This is a genomic window from Marinovum sp. (genome assembly GCF_048263515.1).
Classification (GTDB): domain Bacteria; phylum Pseudomonadota; class Alphaproteobacteria; order Rhodobacterales; family Rhodobacteraceae; genus Marinovum.
Genome location: NZ_JBLXEC010000012.1, coordinates 83,288 through 100,531 on the forward strand (window position 1 = coordinate 83,288; position 17,244 = coordinate 100,531).

The window sequence follows — 17,244 nt, forward strand, 5'->3', positions numbered from 1 at the left end:
GAAAATCCGCCAATGTAAGAGTTGTTTGGCGTAAGACTGGGGGCCCTGTCCAGTCCGCCGGCCGTCGCAAAGCCACGTTGGTGTTTCGGGGCCGGGCTTTGGGCCGCAGAGACGCAGAATTGCCGGCAGGCTGATCGCTACCCCGGGCTGAGGCAAGGAATTGGAGTATCATCATACCTGCAATTGCGGGGCGGGCGCGGCATGAGCGCGCAATATCGAATCAATTCGATTCATCGCGCTCAGCGTTCGGTTGTAACCAGTGGGGCCGAAATCCAGTCATTGGAGACGAAACGCTGACAATCCTCGGCTTTGAAATTGCACGGCTTTCGTCGGGCGAGGGAAAATTCAGGCAGCTTTGTGCCGAGCCTGAGCACAGTTCCCCAGAGGCCGCTCGGAGGCGGGCTTAGGTTAACAGCAGGTTAATTTCCCTTAAAATATGGGGCTTTTTGTCGCCATGGTCCGCCGGACCCGCGATCCGCGCCGCCACAATTGGCGCTTGGGTGCGTGTTTCACCGCAGGATACGGTCCGTTTTCGGGACAAATTGTGCTTTGTTTGCGGCACGCCTCGCCATAATCTCAATGGTGCCCACTGGGGGGTAAACTGCTGGCCACGGGGGCGGCCGCCAAACAGTCACACGTCTGAGGACGGACCAGATCAGGTGCAGGGCGCAGCCAATGCAGCCCGGCACATCCTGCGGAGAACCGCCGGACCCATGATGCTGCCCGCCTGCTAGGACCGTGCGACATTTTCAAGAGCGGTACGTGAACCGGGCGTTTCAGTCTGCACGGTGACCGAGCGTTAAAAGGTGAAGGGGGCGAGATGCCTGAGACCAGACAGACACGTGGCGATATCCACCCGCCGGCCTGGCGGACAGACTTGGGCATCCTCGAAGCGATGATGCAGATCGAAACATATTGTAACAGCATTGACGAAGGGAGGCGTTCCTAACGTGCCCGTATCAGAGAACAACAACACCCCGCAAGCCACGCTGAACAGCGGCAATGACGGTGGGCCTTCCGATGGTCTCGACGGGATCGTCGAAGGGACCTCCGGCGATGACACGATCGATGCCGGCTATACCGGCGACCCCGAGGGCGATCGCGTCGATTTCAGCGACAACATCTTCTCCGACGATCCGGCGGATGCCGAGGACGACATCATCGAGGCCTACGAGGGGGACGATTCCATCCTCTCCGGCGACGGTGACGATCAGGTCGACGGCGGCGAAGGCAACGACACCGTGCGCACCGGCGACGGCAATGACAGCGTCGACGGTGGCGATGGCCATGACGAGATCCATACCGGCGGCTTCGACGAGCTGATCGACCCGTCGAGCTTTCCCAGCGTGCCGGTCGACCCCGACCCCGAGAACGACCGCGACCTGGTCATCGGCGGCGCGGGTGACGACACCATTACCACCGGCGATGACCGCGACACCATTTTCGGTGGCGAGGGCAATGATGACATCCGGGGCGGCATCGACAACGACTCGGTCGATGGCGGCGACGGCGACGACAGCATCACCGACATCCAAGGCGCCGACACCATCGACGGCGGCGCCGGCAATGACACGGTCATCGCCGGGTTCGACACGTTCTCCGACTACGAGGGGGACGATCCCAACCTGCCGTTCGAGGGCTACACCTCCGATCCCAACACCGATGACGGCCGTGACCTGGTCGACGGCGGCGCGGGCGATGACGTGATCTCGACCGGTGACGACGCCGACACCATCTTCGGTGGCACCGGCGCCGACACCATCGACGGCGGCATCGACGACGACTCCATCGATGGCGGCGAGGGAGACGACAGCATCGATGGTGGCCACGGCAGCGACACCATCACGGGCTACGACGGCGACGATTACATCGACGCCAGTGCGGCGACCAGCGGCATGCTGTACAGCAACGAGCCCGACGCCACCGACCCGGTGCCGGACAACGACCGCGACTTCGTCGATGGCGAGGCCGGCAATGACACCATCCTCGGCGGCGACGACGACGACACGCTCCATGGCGGCGAGGGCGACGACCTGCTCGACGGCGGCATCGACGACGACCTGCTCGAGGGCGGCGAAGGTGTCGACACCGTGCTGGGTGGCGACGGCCGCGACACCATCGTCGGCTCCAACGTCGGTGACAGCGTCGACGGCGGTGACGGCCCGGCGGGCGATGCGGCGGACGGTCTGCCCAACGACTACGACACGCTCGACCTGCGCGGCTCGGCGCCGGGGGGCGGCACGCTCTCGGTCACCTATACCTCGGCCGACCGCGAAGACGGCTTTGTCGAATACTTCGACGACACCGGCGCGCTGATGGGCACCTCGACCTTCGAGGACATCGAGAACGTCATCCCGTGCTTCACCCCCGGCACGACCATCGCCACACCCACCGGCGAGCGTCTGATCGAGGATCTGCGCGAGGGCGACCGGGTGATCACCCGCGACAACGGCCTGCAGGAAATCCGCTGGATCGGCACCACCGAACTGACCGGACACAAGCTGGCCCGTGCGCCGCATCTGCGTCCGATCCTGATCCAGGCCGGCAGCCTCGGGCCGAACCTGCCCGAGCAGGACATCCTCGTCAGCCCGCAGCACCGCATCCTGATGACCGGTGAGAAGGCGCAGCTCTACTTCGAAGAGCGCGAGGTCCTGGCCGCGGCCAAGCACCTGACCGATCTCGATGGCGTCGACGAAGTGGGCACCCTGGGTGTCACCTACATCCACTTCATGTTCGACCAGCACGAAGTGGTCCTGTCGAACGGTGTCTGGACCGAAAGCTTCCAGCCCGGCGATCAGACCATGGACAGCATGGGCGCCAAGCCCAAGGCGGAGATCTTCGAGCTCTTCCCAGAGCTTCAGACCGCCGAAGGACTGCAAGACTACACCGCGGCCCGCCGCTCGCTGAAAAAGCACGAAGCGAAGCTTCTGGTCCGGTAACACCCGAATATGCAGCGAACAGACGTCTCCCATCCGGGGGACGTCTGTCTATCAAGGCCAGGGGCGGTTCTGTCGCCTCTGGCCGACTTCATTTGGGGGCTTTAAATCTAAGACCCGCAGTCGCTCAGCTGCGCGACGCGCCAGCCTGACCGGCGCGCCACTCTGCCCAGGCCTCAGGCGTATCGAGGTCGAGCCGCGCGCGATTGCCGGGCAGGGCGACAAGCCGCGTCTGGTCGGCATGGGCCTGCAGAATGCTGCGGGCGCCGGTGTCACCGGTGAGATGAGCGAACTCGCCAAACAATGCGCTTCGGAACAGGATCGGATGCCCGGGCGTGCCGTCCTCGGTCGTGGCCTGCAGGATCAACGCCTCGGGCTGCGCCTCGGCCGCGGCGACCAATGCGCCGAGGTCGTCGCTCTGGATGTCGGGCATGTCCGGCGGCAGGATCAGCGCCGCCTCGGTGCCCTCTGGCAGCGCCGCGATCCCGGCCCGGAGAGAGGCCGACATGCCCTCTGAGGCATCCGCCACCGTCACGCGCCGCACCGGGGTTTCCGCCAGTACCAGCGCCCGAGGATGATCCGGGGAGGGCAGGGTGACGATCACCGAGAGCCCGGCGGTGAGCCCGCGCAGCGCCATGGCGCGCAGGCAGGGCTGGCCGCAGACTTTTTCGAGCAGTTTGTCACCGCCGCGCATCCGGCTCGAGAGACCGGCGGCGGGCAGGATCAGGGCGCAGTTCACGGGGGTCGACCTCATTTGCCGGTTTCGGCCAGACTAGTCTCGGGGGCCGCGGTGCGAAAGCCCGGGCGGCGGGTTTCGCATCCCGACAAATGTCGCATGTGATCCAAGCCCGGCCGGCGCGCGTATATTCGGGAAAAGGGGGACCTACGTGACAACACTTCTCTGGTTTCGCCGCGACCTGCGGCTCAGCGATCATTCGGCCCTGACGGCGGCCTGCGAGCAGGGCCCGGTGGTGCCGGTCTTCATCCGCGACGGCATGGTCGACGCGCTTGGCGCCGCGCCGAAGTGGCGGCTGGGCCTGTCGGTCGCGGCGCTGTCCGAGGCGCTGGAAAACCGCGGCAGCCGATTGATCCTGCGGTCCGGCATGCCCTCGGAAGTGCTGGCGGAGCTGGTCGAGGAGACCGGAGCCGAGCGCATTTTCATGTCGCGGTCCTTCCACCCCGAGACCGCCGAGCGGGACCTCATGTTGCAGGAGAGGTTTGCCGATCAAGACATTGAAGTAAAACTGTTTGACGGTCATGTGCTCTTCGAGCCGACCTCGGTCGAGACCAAGACCGGCGGACCTTACAAGGTGTTTTCGCCCTACTGGAAGGCGATCAAGAACCGCGAGGTTGAGGACGAACTTGACGCACCGGACAAGATACCTTCGCCAAAGTCCTGGCCTGACAGTGAAAAACCTTCGGACTTGAAGTTTGATGACAGGATGAACCGCGGCGCCGAGGTGGTGCGGCGGTTCACCGAACCGGGCGAGGCGGCAGCGCAGAAGCGATTGGCGCAGTTCATCGAGGAAGCCGTTGAAGACTATGACAAGATGCGCGACCGGCCGGCGGTGGATGGCACCTCGGGCATGTCGGAATACCTGACCTATGGCGAGATCAGCCCGCGGCAGTGCTGGCACGCCGGCGTGCAGGCGCGGGAGGCAGGCAAGGCCGGCGCCGAGGCCTTTCTGCGCGAACTGGGCTGGCGCGAGTTTGCCTATCACCTGATGGTGCACATGCCGCGGATCCTGACCGACAACTGGCGCGAGAAATGGGATGCCTTTCCCTGGAAAGACGACGAACGCGCCGCCGAGATAAAGGCGTGGAAACAAGGGCGTACCGGGATTCCCTTTGTCGATGCCGGGTTGCGCGAGATGTATGTGACCGGGCGGATGCACAACCGCGTGCGGATGATCGTCGCCTCCTACCTGACCAAGCACCTGATGACCGACTGGCGGGTCGGGCAACGCTGGTTCGAGGAGTGTCTGACCGATTGGGACCCGGCGTCAAACGCCATGGGCTGGCAATGGGTGGCGGGGTCGGGGCCTGATGCGTCGCCTTACTTTCGGGTGTTCAACCCCATGACACAGCGCGAGAAATTTGATCCCGACAAGGAGTACATCACCCGCTGGATCGCCGAGGGGCAGGACAACCCGCCCGATACCGCGCTGGCCTATTTCGAGGCAATCCCCAGACGCTGGAACATGTCGCCCGATGATCCATACCCCGAGCCGATCGTGGCGCTCGACGAGGGGCGGCAACGTGCGCTCGAGGCCTACGAGAACCGGAGCTTCTGAACCGGTTCTTGCCAGAACGTTAATATCGCGCCTAAACTCTTCATATAACAGGGAAGAAGTGAGCAATGCATCTCACGTCGACAGACCGGCAGCCCAATCTGCCGCGGTACTTTTCGCAGGTCTTTGCCGCGGCCAGCGCCATGCAGCACGGGCGTTTGGACTTTGTCCTGCCGGACGGCCGCCGCTTTCGCGCCGTGGGGGCGCAGCCAGGGCCGGTGGCCGAGCTGATCGTGCACAACACCGACATCTTTGCCAGGCTGATCCGCGAAGGCGATCTGGGCTTTTGCGACGCCTATCTCGATGGCTGGTGGGACACGCCGGACCTCATGGCCTTTCTCGATCTGGTGCATGCGGACAACGACGATCTCTACGACGGTTTTCCCGGCATGGGGCTGGTGCGCGCCTACGAGCGGCTGCGCTTCTGGCTCAACGGAAATTCACGGCGACAGGCCCGCAAGAACATCTCGTACCATTACGATTTGGGCAATGATTTCTATGGCTTGTGGCTCGACGATACGATGACCTATTCCTCGGCGTTGTTCGATACCGGGCAGGAAAGCCTCGAAGGCGCGCAGATCGCCAAATATGCCTCGCTGGTCGATCAGATGGGGGTGGCGCCGGGCGATCACGTGCTGGAAATCGGCTGCGGCTGGGGCGGGTTTGCCGAATATGCGGCGCGCGAACGCGGGCTCAAGGTGACCGGGCTGACCATCAGCAAGGCGCAGTTCGACTATGCCCAGGACCGCATCGCCAAGGCCGGGCTGACCGATCAGGTGGAGTTCAAGCTGCAGGATTACCGCGACGAGCGCGGGCAATACGACGGCATCGCCAGCATCGAGATGTTCGAGGCGGTGGGCGAGAAATACTGGCCGGTCTATTTCGACACGTTGCGCGACCGGCTGCGGCCCGGACGCACTGCGACGCTGCAGATCATCACCGTTCAGGACAAGCGCTGGGAGGTCTATCGCCGCGGCGTCGACTTCATCCAGAAATACATCTTTCCGGGCGGCATGCTTCCCTCGCGCAAGGCGCTGCTGGCCGAGATCGAGCAGGCGGGGCTGGGTGTGCTGCGCTCGGTCGAGTTCGGCGAAAGCTACAGCCAGACCCTGCGGCGCTGGCACGAGACCTTCAACGCGCGCTGGGACGAGGTGGCGCAGCTGGGCTTTGATGACCGCTTCCGGCGGATGTGGAACTTTTATCTGACCTCTTGCGCCGCGACCTTCCACAGCGGTAACTGCGACGTGACACAGATTACCGTTCGGAGGCCCGCCGCCTGATGCCCACGATCCCCAAGCTCGTTGCCGCGATTTCCCTGTCGGTCCTGGCCTATGTCGTCTCGAAGATGGTCATGGAGCTGATGCCCGAGTCGACGGACTTCGGGATTTTTCTGCCACTTAACATGGCGATCGGCTTTTTCACCGGCTGGCTCTACACCGGGCCGCTGGCGACGACGCGGCTGGCGGATGCGCTGAGCTTCGGGTTCACAGGCGCCGCGATCCTGGCCTTCGTGGCGCTCTTTGCGCAATCGGTCAACGAGATGACGCGGCTGTCGATGCGCCATCGCTATGGCGGGCCGATGGAGGCGATTGTCGATGTCTTTCAGATCGGTGTCGATTACGGCCAGAAGGCGTTCACGCTCGAGGTCCTGATGACCTTGGCGGTCGGTGGCTTCATCGCCGGCCTGCTCAGCTATCTCGCGTCGCGGCGCTGGAACTGAGCCTGTGGCCGATCTGTTTTTCTATGGCACCCTGTGCCATGTGCCGCTGCTCGAGCGGGTGCTGGGTCGCTCGGCCAAGGCGTTGGGGCTGATCGAGGCGGAACTGCCGGGGTGGGCGGTCTATTGGGCCAAGGGCGAATGCTTTCCGACAATCCGGGCCGAGGCGGGCGGGCGCGCCCTGGGTGTGCTGCTGCGCGATCTGGGCGAGGAAGATCTGGCGCGGCTCGACCACTACGAAGGCGGCTTCGGCTATGCGCTGGAACCGCTCGAGGTGGTGACGGCCGAGGGGCGGGCGCAAGCCTTTGTCTATCTGCCCGACGGCGACCGCTGGCCGCTGGGGGCGCCCTGGAAGCTTGAGGATTGGGTGGCACGCTACGGCGCGCTGACGCTGGCGGCGGCGGATGAGGTGATGGAGCGCTTCGGCATCTCCTCGGCGCAGGAGATCGACACGCTCTTTTCCTGGATCCGGGCGCGCGGCTGGTCGCAGTGTCTGGCGCAGGAGGCCGCACCGACGACCCTGCGCCGCACGCCGGCGCCCGACGATTACCGGATCGAGGGGATGCGGCCGGGCTACGACGGCTTCTTCCGCCTGCGCGCCTTTGACATCTCGCACCGCCGTTTCGACGGCCAGCAGAGCGCCACCCTGGGGCGCGAGGCCTTTCAGGCCTTCGACGCGGCGCTGGTGCTGCCCTATGACCCGGTGGCCGATCAGCTGATGCTGGTCGAGCAGTTCCGCTTTGGCCCGGTTTGGCGCAAGGACCCGGTGCCCTGGATGCTGGAGCCGATCGCGGGCCTCGTCGACGCCGGTGAAGACCCCGCAGATTGCGCCCGGCGCGAGGCGGTCGAGGAGGCCGGGCTGGAGTTGGGCGATCTGCGGCTGATGACCCGGGTCTATGCCTCGCCGGGCTATTCGACCGAGTTCTTTCACTGCTACCTCGGGCTCTGCGATCTGAGCCGGGAGAACGGCGGTCTGGCCGGTCTGGCGCATGAGAACGAGGATATCCGCAGCCACGTGATCTCCTTCGACCGGGCGATGGAGCTGGTCGACAGCGGCGAGGCCAATGCCGGGCCACTGGCGCTGATGCTGCTCTGGCTCGCACGCCATCGTGAGGAACTCCGCCGCGACGGTCTGCCAGCGCGCCCTTGAGTTCACGCCGCACGGCGCATACACAACGAGAAATCCTGAAGGAGAGCGGACATCATGCGCATTGCATCCGATCTGGCCGACGCCGTTGGCAACACCCCCCTGATCAAGCTGAGAAAAGCCAGCGAAGAGACCGGCTGCACCATCCTGGGCAAGGCCGAGTTCATGAACCCGGGCCAGTCGGTCAAGGATCGCGCGGCGCTTTATATCATCAAGGATGCGGTCGAGAAGGGCCTGCTGAAACCCGGCGGCACGATTGTCGAGGGCACGGCAGGCAACACCGGCATCGGCCTGGCGCTGGTGGGGGCCTCCATGGGCTTTCGCACCGTCATCGTGATCCCCGAGACGCAAAGCCAGGAAAAGAAGGACATGATCCGCCTGGCCGGGGCCGAGCTGGTGCAGGTGCCGGCGGCGCCCTATCGCAACCCCAACAACTACGTGCGCTATTCCGGCCGTCTGGCCGAGAAGATGGCACGCAACTCCAACGAGGGCGTGATCTGGGCCAACCAGTTCGACAACACCGCCAACCGGCAGGCGCATGTCGAGACCACCGGCCCAGAGATCTGGGAACAGACCGGCGGCAAGGTCGACGGCTTCATCTGCGCCGTGGGATCGGGTGGCACGCTGGCCGGCGTCGCCGAGGCGCTGCAGCCCAAGGGCGTCAAGATCGGCCTGGCCGATCCCGACGGCGCGACGCTGCACAATTACTACACCACCGGCGAGCACAAGGCCGAGGGCGGGTCGATCACCGAGGGCATCGGCCAGGGGCGGATCACCGCCAACCTCGAAGGCTTCAAGCCGGATTTCAGCTACAACATCCCGGACAGCGAAGCGCTGCCCATCGTCTTTGACCTGCTCAAGGAAGAGGGGCTCTGCCTTGGCGGGTCGTCCGGCATCAACGTCGCCGGTGCGATCCGTCTGGCCAGGGAAATGGGGCCGGGGCACACCATCGTCACCGTGCTCTGCGACTATGGCACGCGCTACCAGTCCAAGCTCTTCAACCCCGAGTTCCTGCGTGACAAGGGGCTGCCGACGCCGGATTGGCTGACCCGCGCGCCGGCCTCGATCCCCGGTGTCTTCGAGGACAACTGATGCGTTTTTCCACCGTGCTGCCGGCAGTTCTGCTGGCGCTAGTCGTCTCCCTCTTCCTGCCCGCAAATGCGCTCAGGGCGCAGGACCTGTCGGCCGGTGGCGTTGCCACCGACACCCAGGTTCTCGACCTGATCGTCGGCGGCGAGGCGCTGGACTATCAGTCCTGGACCGATCTGGCCGAACGCGCCGAGGCCGCGCTCGAGGCCGGACGAGCCTCTGACACCGCCTTCGAGGCGCTGCGGCGCGAGCTGGTGGAGTGGCGGGCGCAGTTCCTGGCGGCGCAAGGCACCAACCAGTCGCGCATCCGCACGCTGCAATCGCAGCTCGACGCCCTTGGCGAGCCTCCGGCAGAAGGCGAGACCGAGGCCGAGGAAGTCGCCAACCGCCGCGCCGAACTGGCCGAGCAGCTGGCCGAGCTGCGCGCCCCGGTGCGCGCCGCGGAAGAGGCCTACAACCGCGCCGACGGGCTGATCAGCGAGATCGACGCCCTGATCCGCGCCCGCCAGACCGATGCGCTGTTCCAGTTGGGTCCGATCCCGCTGATGCCGGAGAACTGGGCCATTGCCGCGCGCGAGATGGGCGAGGCCTGGAGCGCGACCGTGACCGAGGCCCGGACCTCGTGGAATTCCGAGATCAACCGCAGCAAGCTGCGCAACAACCTGCCGACGGTGCTGCTGCTCTTGCTGGTGGGCATCGTGCTGGTGCTGCGCGGCCGCGCCTGGGCGCGGGCCGGCGGCGCCTGGATGCGGCGCACCTCGGTGCGCGGCGGCACGGTCTTCAGTTTCCTTGTCTCCGTCGGACAGATCGTCATTCCGCTGATCGGCCTCTACGCGCTGACCGAGGCGGTCTTTGCCACCGGCTCTGCCGGGGTCCGGATGACCGCATTGCTCGACAATCTGCCGTCCTGGGGTCTGGTGATCCTCGGGCTGCGCTGGCTGGTCGACCGGCTGTTTTCGCAGCATGACGGCGACCGGATGCTGCCGATGGCGCGCGCACAGCGCCGCGAGGCCCGGACCTATGCCAGCACCCTGGCGATCCTGCTGGTGCTGCGCGACGCGCTGTACGAATTCGGCGCGGTCGAGAACTTTTCCGCCGCCACCATCTCGGTGCTGGAATTCCCGCTGCTGGTGGTCACCTCGCTGATCCTGTTCCGGCTTGGCCAGTTGATGGTCACCCATATCAAGTTCGACAGCGCCAATGCCGAACGCATGGTGCGGGCGCGGGTGGTGAGCTTTCTCGGCCGGATCGTCATCCTTGTCTCGATCGTGGGGCCGGTACTGGCCGCGACTGGGTATGGCGCCGCGGCGTCCTGGCTGATCTTTCCGACCATCAGCACCCTCGGGCTGCTGGGTCTGATCGTGGTGCTGCAGCGCTTTACCAACGATCTCTATCGCTACGTGATGCGCCAGTCCGAGGAAGAGGCCGACAGCCTGATCACCGTGCTGATCGGCTTCATGCTGGCCTTGGCGGCGCTGCCTTTCCTGGCGCTGATCTGGGGCGCACGGGTTGCCGATCTGACCGAGCTCTGGACCAAGGTGGGCGAAGGCTTTGCCATTGGTGACAGCCGCATTTCGCCGATGGATTTCCTTGTGCTGCTGCTGGTCTTTGTCGTCGGCTACATGGCGACGCGGCTGCTGCAGGGCGCGCTCAAGAACTCGATCCTGCCAAAGACCAAGATCGACACCGGCGGCCAGAACGCCATCATCTCGGGCATCGGCTATGTCGGGATCTTCATCGCCGCGCTGGTGGCGATCACCTCGGCCGGGCTCGACCTGTCGTCGCTGGCCATCGTTGCCGGTGCGCTGTCGGTGGGCATCGGTTTCGGCCTGCAGAACATCGTGTCGAACTTTGTCTCGGGCATCATCCTGCTGATCGAACGCCCCATCGCCGAGGGCGACTGGATCGAGGTCGGCGGCATTCACGGCACGGTCAAGCGGATCTCGGTGCGCTCCACCAAGCTCGAGACCTTCGACCGGTTTGACGTCATCATCCCCAATGCCGATTTCGTCTCGGGCCGGGTGGCGAACTATACCCGCGGCAATTCCGTGGGCCGGATCGTCGTGCCGGTGGGCGTGGCCTATGGCACCGATACCCGCAAGGTGCAGGACATCCTGCTCAAGATCGCGCGGCATCACGACCAGGTGCTGATGAACCCCGAGCCTTCGGCGGATTTCATCGGCTTCGGCGCGGATTCGCTGGATTTCCAGATCCGCGCGGTGCTGCGCGACATCGGACAGGGCATGGCGGTGCGCACCGAGATGCGCCACCAGATCGTCGAAGCCTTTGCCAAGGAAAACATCGAAGTGCCCTTTGCCCAGCGCGACATCTGGCTGCGCAACCCCGAGGCGCTGCGCCCGGCCGATCCCAAGGCCGATGGCGGCCCGCCGCCGGCCGATCCTGTCGAGGCTGCGCCGCCCTCGGGCGCGTCGCGTGAGCCGTCGCCGGGCGACGGCGAGGGCGGGGTGACCGGAGGAGACGCCGACAAATGACCGAGCTTCTGTTTCGCGCGGATCCCTATCGTCGCGAGGCCCCGGCCAGGGTGACGGGCCACACGCCCGAGGGCGGCATCATCCTCGACCGCACGGTGTTCTACCCCACCGGCGGTGGCCAGCCCGGCGACAGCGGCATGCTGGTCTGGGACGGTGTCGAGATGCCGATCGCCACCACGGTCAAGGGCGAGGGCGCAGCCGTGGTGCTGGTCCCGGCCGAGCCGCTGCCGCTGCCCGGCAAGGGCACCCACGTCATGCAATACCTCGACTGGGAGCGGCGGCATCGGCACATGCGCGTGCACACCGCGCTGCACCTGTTGTCAGTGGTGGTACCCCTGCCGGTGACCGGCGGGGCGATCACCTCTGACAAGGGGCGGCTCGATTTCGACATGCCCGAAGCGCCGGCCGACCGCGACATCATCGAAGAGGCGCTGCACTTGCTGGTCGAGCGCGACCTGCCGGTGACCGAGACCTGGGTCACCGACGAGGTGCTGGCCGCCACGCCCGAACTGGTCAAGACCATGTCGGTCAAGCCGCCGCGCGGCCAGGGCAAGGTGCGCCTTGTGCGGATCGGCAAGGGCGGCGACCAGGTCGATCTGCAGCCCTGTGGCGGGACCCATGTCGCCCGCACCGGCGAGATCGGTGCCATTCGTCTGGGCAAGATCGAGAAGAAGGGCCGGCAGAACCGCCGCCTGAACGTGATCCTCGACAGCTGAGATCGCGGCTCTTGCGGCGGCGGGGCAGATTTCCTTGGATACCGTTGCATTTGCTCTTGAAACCCGGTCGGGGTCGAGGCTAAACACCCGCGCACGGACAGTTGGCCGAGTGGTCGAAGGCGCACGCCTGGAAAGTGTGTAGGCGGGAGACCGTCTCGAGGGTTCGAATCCCTCACTGTCCGCCACCTCTCTTATTGCAGTGTTTAATTTGCCGGCCCCGGGCTGGTCAGAGCCTTTGCTGCGCCTGTATGTTCGCTCTAATGGAGCGAACCTGCGGAGTGACCGGCGCCTGCGCGGTTTTCACCACATAGGCCCGGCCTCCGCGCGGTTGTCCCTTCACAGCCGCGCCGCCGTCTGCGACACAGGGCGACCAATCACAACAACCTGCCGAGTTCGCCCATGCGCCGTACCGTCTTGCCCGTCCTCTTCATGCTTTCCCTGCTGGCCGGTTGCGCCGGTGGTGTCACCGGCAGCCGCGCGGTGGTCGACCGTGTGGGCGCGGATGATTTCCTCAAGCTCAGGGCGGGACCGGGGCTTGGCTATCGGGTGATCCTGGGCCTGCCTGACGGCACCGAGCTGTTGCGCGGCGATTGCACCACCGAGCTGGGCCAGGAATGGTGCCAGGTGTCGCTGGCGCGGGGGCCGGGGATCAGCGGCTATGTGGCGGCGGATTACCTGAAGACCCCCTGACCGGAAGGACGCCGGGCAGGGGCCGGGCTCAGGCGGCAGCGGGCAGGGCGGCCTGTTCGCGCCGCACGGAGCGCTTGAAGAACAGGTAGTAGAGCACCGGTGCCGCGATCAGCGTCAGCACCGAGGCAAAGGCCAGCCCGCCCATGATCGTCGCCGCCATCGACTGAAAGAAGGCGTCCGACAGGAGCGGCAGCATCCCTAGGATCGTGGTTGCCGCCGCCAGGAACACCGGCCGGAGGCGCGAGGTCGAAGCGGTCACGATGGCCTCTTCCAGCGGCATCGCCGGGTTGGCCTCGCGGATCAGGTCGATTTCCTCGACCAGAACGATGCCGTTCTTGATCAGCATGCCCGAGAGCGACAAGAGCCCCAGGAGCGCCGTGAAGGTGAACGGCAACCCGGTGCCCAACAGCGCCAGAGAGACGCCGTTGACCGACATCGGCACCAGCAGCCAGATGATGATCGGCTGGCGCAGCGCGTTGAACAACAGCACCGAGATCAGCACCATGATGATCAGGCTCAGAGGCAACTGCTTGCCGAGCGAGGCCTGGGCGTCGGTCGAGCTTTCGTATTCGCCGCCCCAAGCCATCTGATAGCCATCGGGCACCGGTATCGCCTCGATGGTCTCGCGCACCTCGGCCAGCACCTCGGCGGCGGTCTTGCCGCGCGGGATCTCGGCACCGACGGTGATGGTATTGGCGCGGTCGCGGCGGTGCAGCAGGGTGTCCTGCGGCTCGAAGCGGAAACCGTCGATCACCTGCGCCATCGGCACCAGGGTATTGCCACTATCGGAATAAATCACGTGGTCGAGCAACGAGAGATCGGCGTCAGGCGCCACCCGCAGCACGATGGGGATCTGCCGGTCGCCTTCGCGGAAGACGCCCGAGGTGGTGCCGACGGTGGCGAACTGCAGCGTCTCGGTGACCTGGCTGCGCGAGATGCCGGCCTCTTGCGCGCGGTCCTCGGCATAGACCGGGCGCAGCACCAGTTCCTTTTCGCGCCAGTCATGGCGCGGCGAGACGATGTTGTCTGACGCAGCCTGCATCCGCGCCATGGCCTCGTCTGCCAGATCGCGCAGCACCTCAGGGTCGCTGCCCGAGAACCGCACCTCGATCGGCGCGCCGCCGCCGGGGCCAAAGGCCAGCCGCTTGGCGCGGAACTCGCCCTGCGGCACCGTCTGCTGCGCAAAGTCCTCTAGAGCGTTCATCTCGGCGTCGATCACCTCGAGCGAGGAGACCCGCACGATCAGATGGCCGTAGCTGGGGTTCGGGTCTTCGCTGTCATAGGTCAGCATGAAGCGCGAGGCACCCATGCCCGAGAAGGAGGTCACCGCCACCACCTCGTCGCGCGCCACCAGCCAGTCTTCCAGCACCTGCAGATCGGCCGAGGTCTGGTGGATGGCCGCGCCCTGCGGCAGCTTGTAGTTGACGAAGTAAAGCGGCGTGTTGCTGTCGGGGAAGAACTGCTGCTTGATCTGACCGAAGAGCCCGTAGCAGACCACGGTCACCGCGATCAGCGCCACGATCACCAGCCAGCGCAGCCGCAGGCTGACCCTGAGCAGCCCGGCATAACCGCGAAACAGCCAGCCGTCATAGCCGTCGGCGCCGCCCTCGGCGCCCTGGCGAAAGAAGTAATGCCCCAGCAGCGGCGTCGCGGTGATCGCCAAGACCCAGGACAGCAGCAGCGAAATCGCGATCACGGCAAAGAGCGAGAACAGGAATTCGCCGGTGGCATCGGGGCTGAGACCGATGCCGGCAAAGGCCATGATGCCGATCACCGTGGCGCCCAGCAGCGGCACTTGCGTCTTGCTAGCGGCCTCGGTGGCGGCCTCGCGCGAGGTCTGGCCGCGCTGCATGTTGATCTGCATGCCCTCGGCCACCACGATGGCATTGTCGACCAGCATGCCCATGGCGATGATCAGTGCGCCCAGCGAAATCCGCTCCATCTCGATCGAGCCCAGCGCCATGAAAAAGAGGGTGCCGACCACCGTCAGCAGCAGCGTCACGCCGACCACGACGGCCGCCCGCCAGCCCATGAAGACCGCCAGCACCACGATCACGATGCTGACCGACATGGCGAGGTTGACGAGAAAGGCGTTCGAGGCCTCTTCGACCACCACGTGCTGCTGGTAGATCGGCGCGATGGTCACGCCGAGCGGGATCGCCGCCTTGAGTGTCTCGAGCCGGGCATCGACGGCCTTGCCGACCTCGACGATGTTCTCGGTCGAGAGGCCGGCCACGCCGAGGCTGAAGGCCTCGACGCCGTTATGGCGCAGGATCAGGTTGGGATTGGCCTCGCGGCCGCGCGAGACCTCGGCGAAATCGGCGAGGTTCACCACCTTGCCGCCGACCCCCACCGAGAGCGCGGCGATGGCCGAGACGGTGTCCGATCCCTCGGGCCGCTGCACCAGCGTGCGGCCGCCTTCGTTCTGGATCGAGCCGCCATCGACGATCTCGTCGGCGGTGGCGATCGCGCCCTGCATGATGCCGGGAGAGATGCCAAGCGAGGTGGACAGCGCGAGGTTCGGCTCGACATAGATCCGCTCGTTCGGCTGGCCCGAGATCACCGCGTCGGCAACCCCGTCGACCGCCAGCACCTCGCGCCGGAGGAAATCGGCCAGGTCGTTGATTTCACGATCGGAAAACCCCGGTGCCGTGACCGCGTAATAGAGCCCGTAGACATCGCCGAAACTGTCGTTGATGAAAGGTTCGGTGGCGCCGGAGGGCAGGGCGGCCTCGCCCACGCGGTTGCGCAGCTTGGTCCAGATGCCGGGCAGTTCGGTGCCGTCGAAGGTGTCCTGCATCTCGACGGTGATCCAGGACAGGCCGGGCTGGTTCATCGTCTCGATGCGCTTGACCTCGCCCATCTTCTGAATGGCCGACTCGATGGGTTCGGAGACCTCGGCGGCCACTTCCTCGGCACTTGCGCCGGGGTATTGTGTGACGACGACGGCGACCTTGATGGTGAAGGCCGGGTCTTCCAGCCGGCCGAGCGAGGAAAAGCCCCAGATGCCGCCCAGCAGGCAGGTCAGGATGACGATCCAGGTGTAGATCGGGCGGTTGATCGAAAAGCGTGCAATGTCCATCACCGGGGCCTTCACTTGCCGAAGCCGGTAAAGCGGCGGACCTGGTCGCCGTCGCTCAGGAGCGGCGCGCCGACGGCGACATATTCCGCACCGGGCGCAAGGCCCTCGGTCACCTCGACGGTGCCGTGCTCGGTGGCGGCGATGGTCACGGGGGTGCGGGTGACGGTGCCTTCGCCGGCGCCTGTGGGGGCAAAGACCATCAGGTAGTTCGCGCCGTCATTGCCGGTGACAATGGCCGAGCCGGGCACGACGATGCGACCCTCGCCGGTTTTCAACGTGGCGGTGACCTTGGCGGACGAGCCGGGCAGCACGGTCAGATCCTCGGGCGGCGCCATGCCGAGGGTGATGGAATAGGTCTGGCCCACCGCCGCGGTCTCGGCGTTGAATTCGCGCAGTTCCACCGGATAGGCGCGGGGGCTGGCAGGAAATTCTGCGGTGATCTCCAGATCGGGGTTCTGGCCGGCCTGCTGGAACAGGGTTTCCGGCACGTCGATCTCGATCCGCAGTTCCGACATGTCGTGCAAGCGCACCACCGGGGTGCCGGCGTTGATGGTCGAGAACTTGGGCACCAGCCGCGCCGCCACCAGCGCATCAAAGGGCGCATGCAACGTCGCCTGTTCCAGCGCCCGCTCGGCATTGCGCAGCGCCACGCCGGTCAGTTCGACATCGGTTTCCGCGTCCTGCACCGTGGTCTGGCTGACAGAGCTGCCTTGAAGCTGGCGGTAGCGGTCCAGCGTGCGCTCGGCCTGTTGCGCGCGGGCGCGGGCATCTTCAAGCGACAGCAGGAACGGCTCCTGGTCAAGCCGGGCGACAAGACCGCCAGCGGGCACCACGGCGCCTTCTTCCAGCGGGAAGGTGATGACCTGGCCAGAAACCTGAAAGGCGAGGTCGACGGTTTCTCGCGCCACAACATGGCCAAAGAACACCCGGCTGAGGCCCTCGGCCGAGGAGGTCGCGGTCTCGAGCTTGACGAAAGGCGCCTCGGCGCTGGCCAGTTGCGGCAACAGCCCCAGGGCGGAAAGAACCAAAGCAAGCATGCCCATCTGAAGCGGTTTCACCTGTGACAACTCCTTGACCTGATCTT

At 65.7% G+C, this 17,244-nt stretch carries 12 protein-coding genes and 1 tRNA gene; 10 read left to right on the forward strand and 3 right to left on the reverse strand.

Going from position 1 to position 17,244, the window contains the following annotated elements; translation table 11 throughout:
* Window positions 1–950 precede the first annotated feature (950 nt).
* A complete protein-coding gene (locus tag ACN0SE_RS12625; protein WP_417524880.1) occupies window positions 951–2,939 on the forward strand; it encodes a Hint domain-containing protein in 1,989 nt (662 codons plus the stop codon).
* 124 nt (window positions 2,940–3,063) lie between these two features.
* Here the strand turns inward: ACN0SE_RS12625 and ACN0SE_RS12630 are convergent, their stop codons facing one another.
* Window positions 3,064–3,690 carry a nucleotidyltransferase family protein gene (locus ACN0SE_RS12630; RefSeq protein WP_417524881.1) on the reverse strand — a complete coding sequence of 209 codons (627 nt, stop codon included), beginning with the start codon at window positions 3,688–3,690 and terminating at the stop codon, window positions 3,064–3,066.
* Between the two features lie 133 nt (window positions 3,691–3,823).
* Between ACN0SE_RS12630 and ACN0SE_RS12635 the strand changes: the two genes are divergently transcribed.
* From ACN0SE_RS12635 to ACN0SE_RS12675, 9 genes are all read left to right on the forward strand, one after another.
* Window positions 3,824–5,230: a cryptochrome/photolyase family protein gene (locus ACN0SE_RS12635; RefSeq protein ID WP_417524882.1), complete on the forward strand. Its 1,407-nt coding sequence runs from the start codon at window positions 3,824–3,826 to the stop codon at window positions 5,228–5,230.
* A gap of 65 nt (window positions 5,231–5,295) precedes the next feature.
* Window positions 5,296–6,507, forward strand: a complete 1,212-nt coding sequence (locus ACN0SE_RS12640; protein ID WP_417524883.1) for a class I SAM-dependent methyltransferase — start codon at window positions 5,296–5,298, stop codon at window positions 6,505–6,507.
* Window positions 6,507–6,947 (forward strand): TrgA family protein, encoded by a 441-nt coding sequence (locus tag ACN0SE_RS12645; protein WP_417524884.1) that lies wholly within the window; start codon window positions 6,507–6,509, stop codon window positions 6,945–6,947. Before ACN0SE_RS12640 ends, ACN0SE_RS12645 begins: the two co-directional genes overlap by 1 nt.
* A 4-nt stretch (window positions 6,948–6,951) precedes the next feature.
* Window positions 6,952–8,094 carry an NUDIX domain-containing protein gene (locus ACN0SE_RS12650; protein WP_417524885.1) on the forward strand — a complete coding sequence of 381 codons (1,143 nt, stop codon included), beginning with the start codon at window positions 6,952–6,954 and terminating at the stop codon, window positions 8,092–8,094.
* Between the two features lie 54 nt (window positions 8,095–8,148).
* Window positions 8,149–9,183, forward strand: coding sequence for a cysteine synthase A (locus ACN0SE_RS12655; RefSeq protein WP_417524886.1), 1,035 nt, complete (start codon window positions 8,149–8,151; stop codon window positions 9,181–9,183).
* Window positions 9,183–11,672 carry a DUF3772 domain-containing protein gene (locus ACN0SE_RS12660; RefSeq protein ID WP_417524887.1) on the forward strand — a complete coding sequence of 830 codons (2,490 nt, stop codon included), beginning with the start codon at window positions 9,183–9,185 and terminating at the stop codon, window positions 11,670–11,672. Before ACN0SE_RS12655 ends, ACN0SE_RS12660 begins: the two co-directional genes overlap by 1 nt.
* Window positions 11,669–12,388: an alanyl-tRNA editing protein gene (locus ACN0SE_RS12665; protein ID WP_417524888.1), complete on the forward strand. Its 720-nt coding sequence runs from the start codon at window positions 11,669–11,671 to the stop codon at window positions 12,386–12,388. Before ACN0SE_RS12660 ends, ACN0SE_RS12665 begins: the two co-directional genes overlap by 4 nt.
* Window positions 12,389–12,483: 95 nt before the next feature.
* Window positions 12,484–12,573: transfer RNA gene (locus ACN0SE_RS12670), tRNA-Ser, on the forward strand.
* A gap of 214 nt (window positions 12,574–12,787) precedes the next feature.
* The gene (locus ACN0SE_RS12675; protein ID WP_417524889.1) at window positions 12,788–13,078 is read left to right on the forward strand and encodes an SH3 domain-containing protein; all 291 of its coding nucleotides are present in this window, start codon (window positions 12,788–12,790) and stop codon (window positions 13,076–13,078) included.
* A gap of 28 nt (window positions 13,079–13,106) precedes the next feature.
* Here the strand turns inward: ACN0SE_RS12675 and ACN0SE_RS12680 are convergent, their stop codons facing one another.
* A complete protein-coding gene (locus ACN0SE_RS12680) occupies window positions 13,107–16,160 on the reverse strand; it encodes an efflux RND transporter permease subunit (RefSeq protein ID WP_417524890.1) in 3,054 nt (1,017 codons plus the stop codon).
* Between the two features lie 11 nt (window positions 16,161–16,171).
* Entirely contained in the window at window positions 16,172–17,218 is a 1,047-nt protein-coding gene (locus tag ACN0SE_RS12685; protein WP_417524891.1) for an efflux RND transporter periplasmic adaptor subunit, read from the reverse strand.
* Window positions 17,219–17,244: the final 26 nt, after the last annotated feature.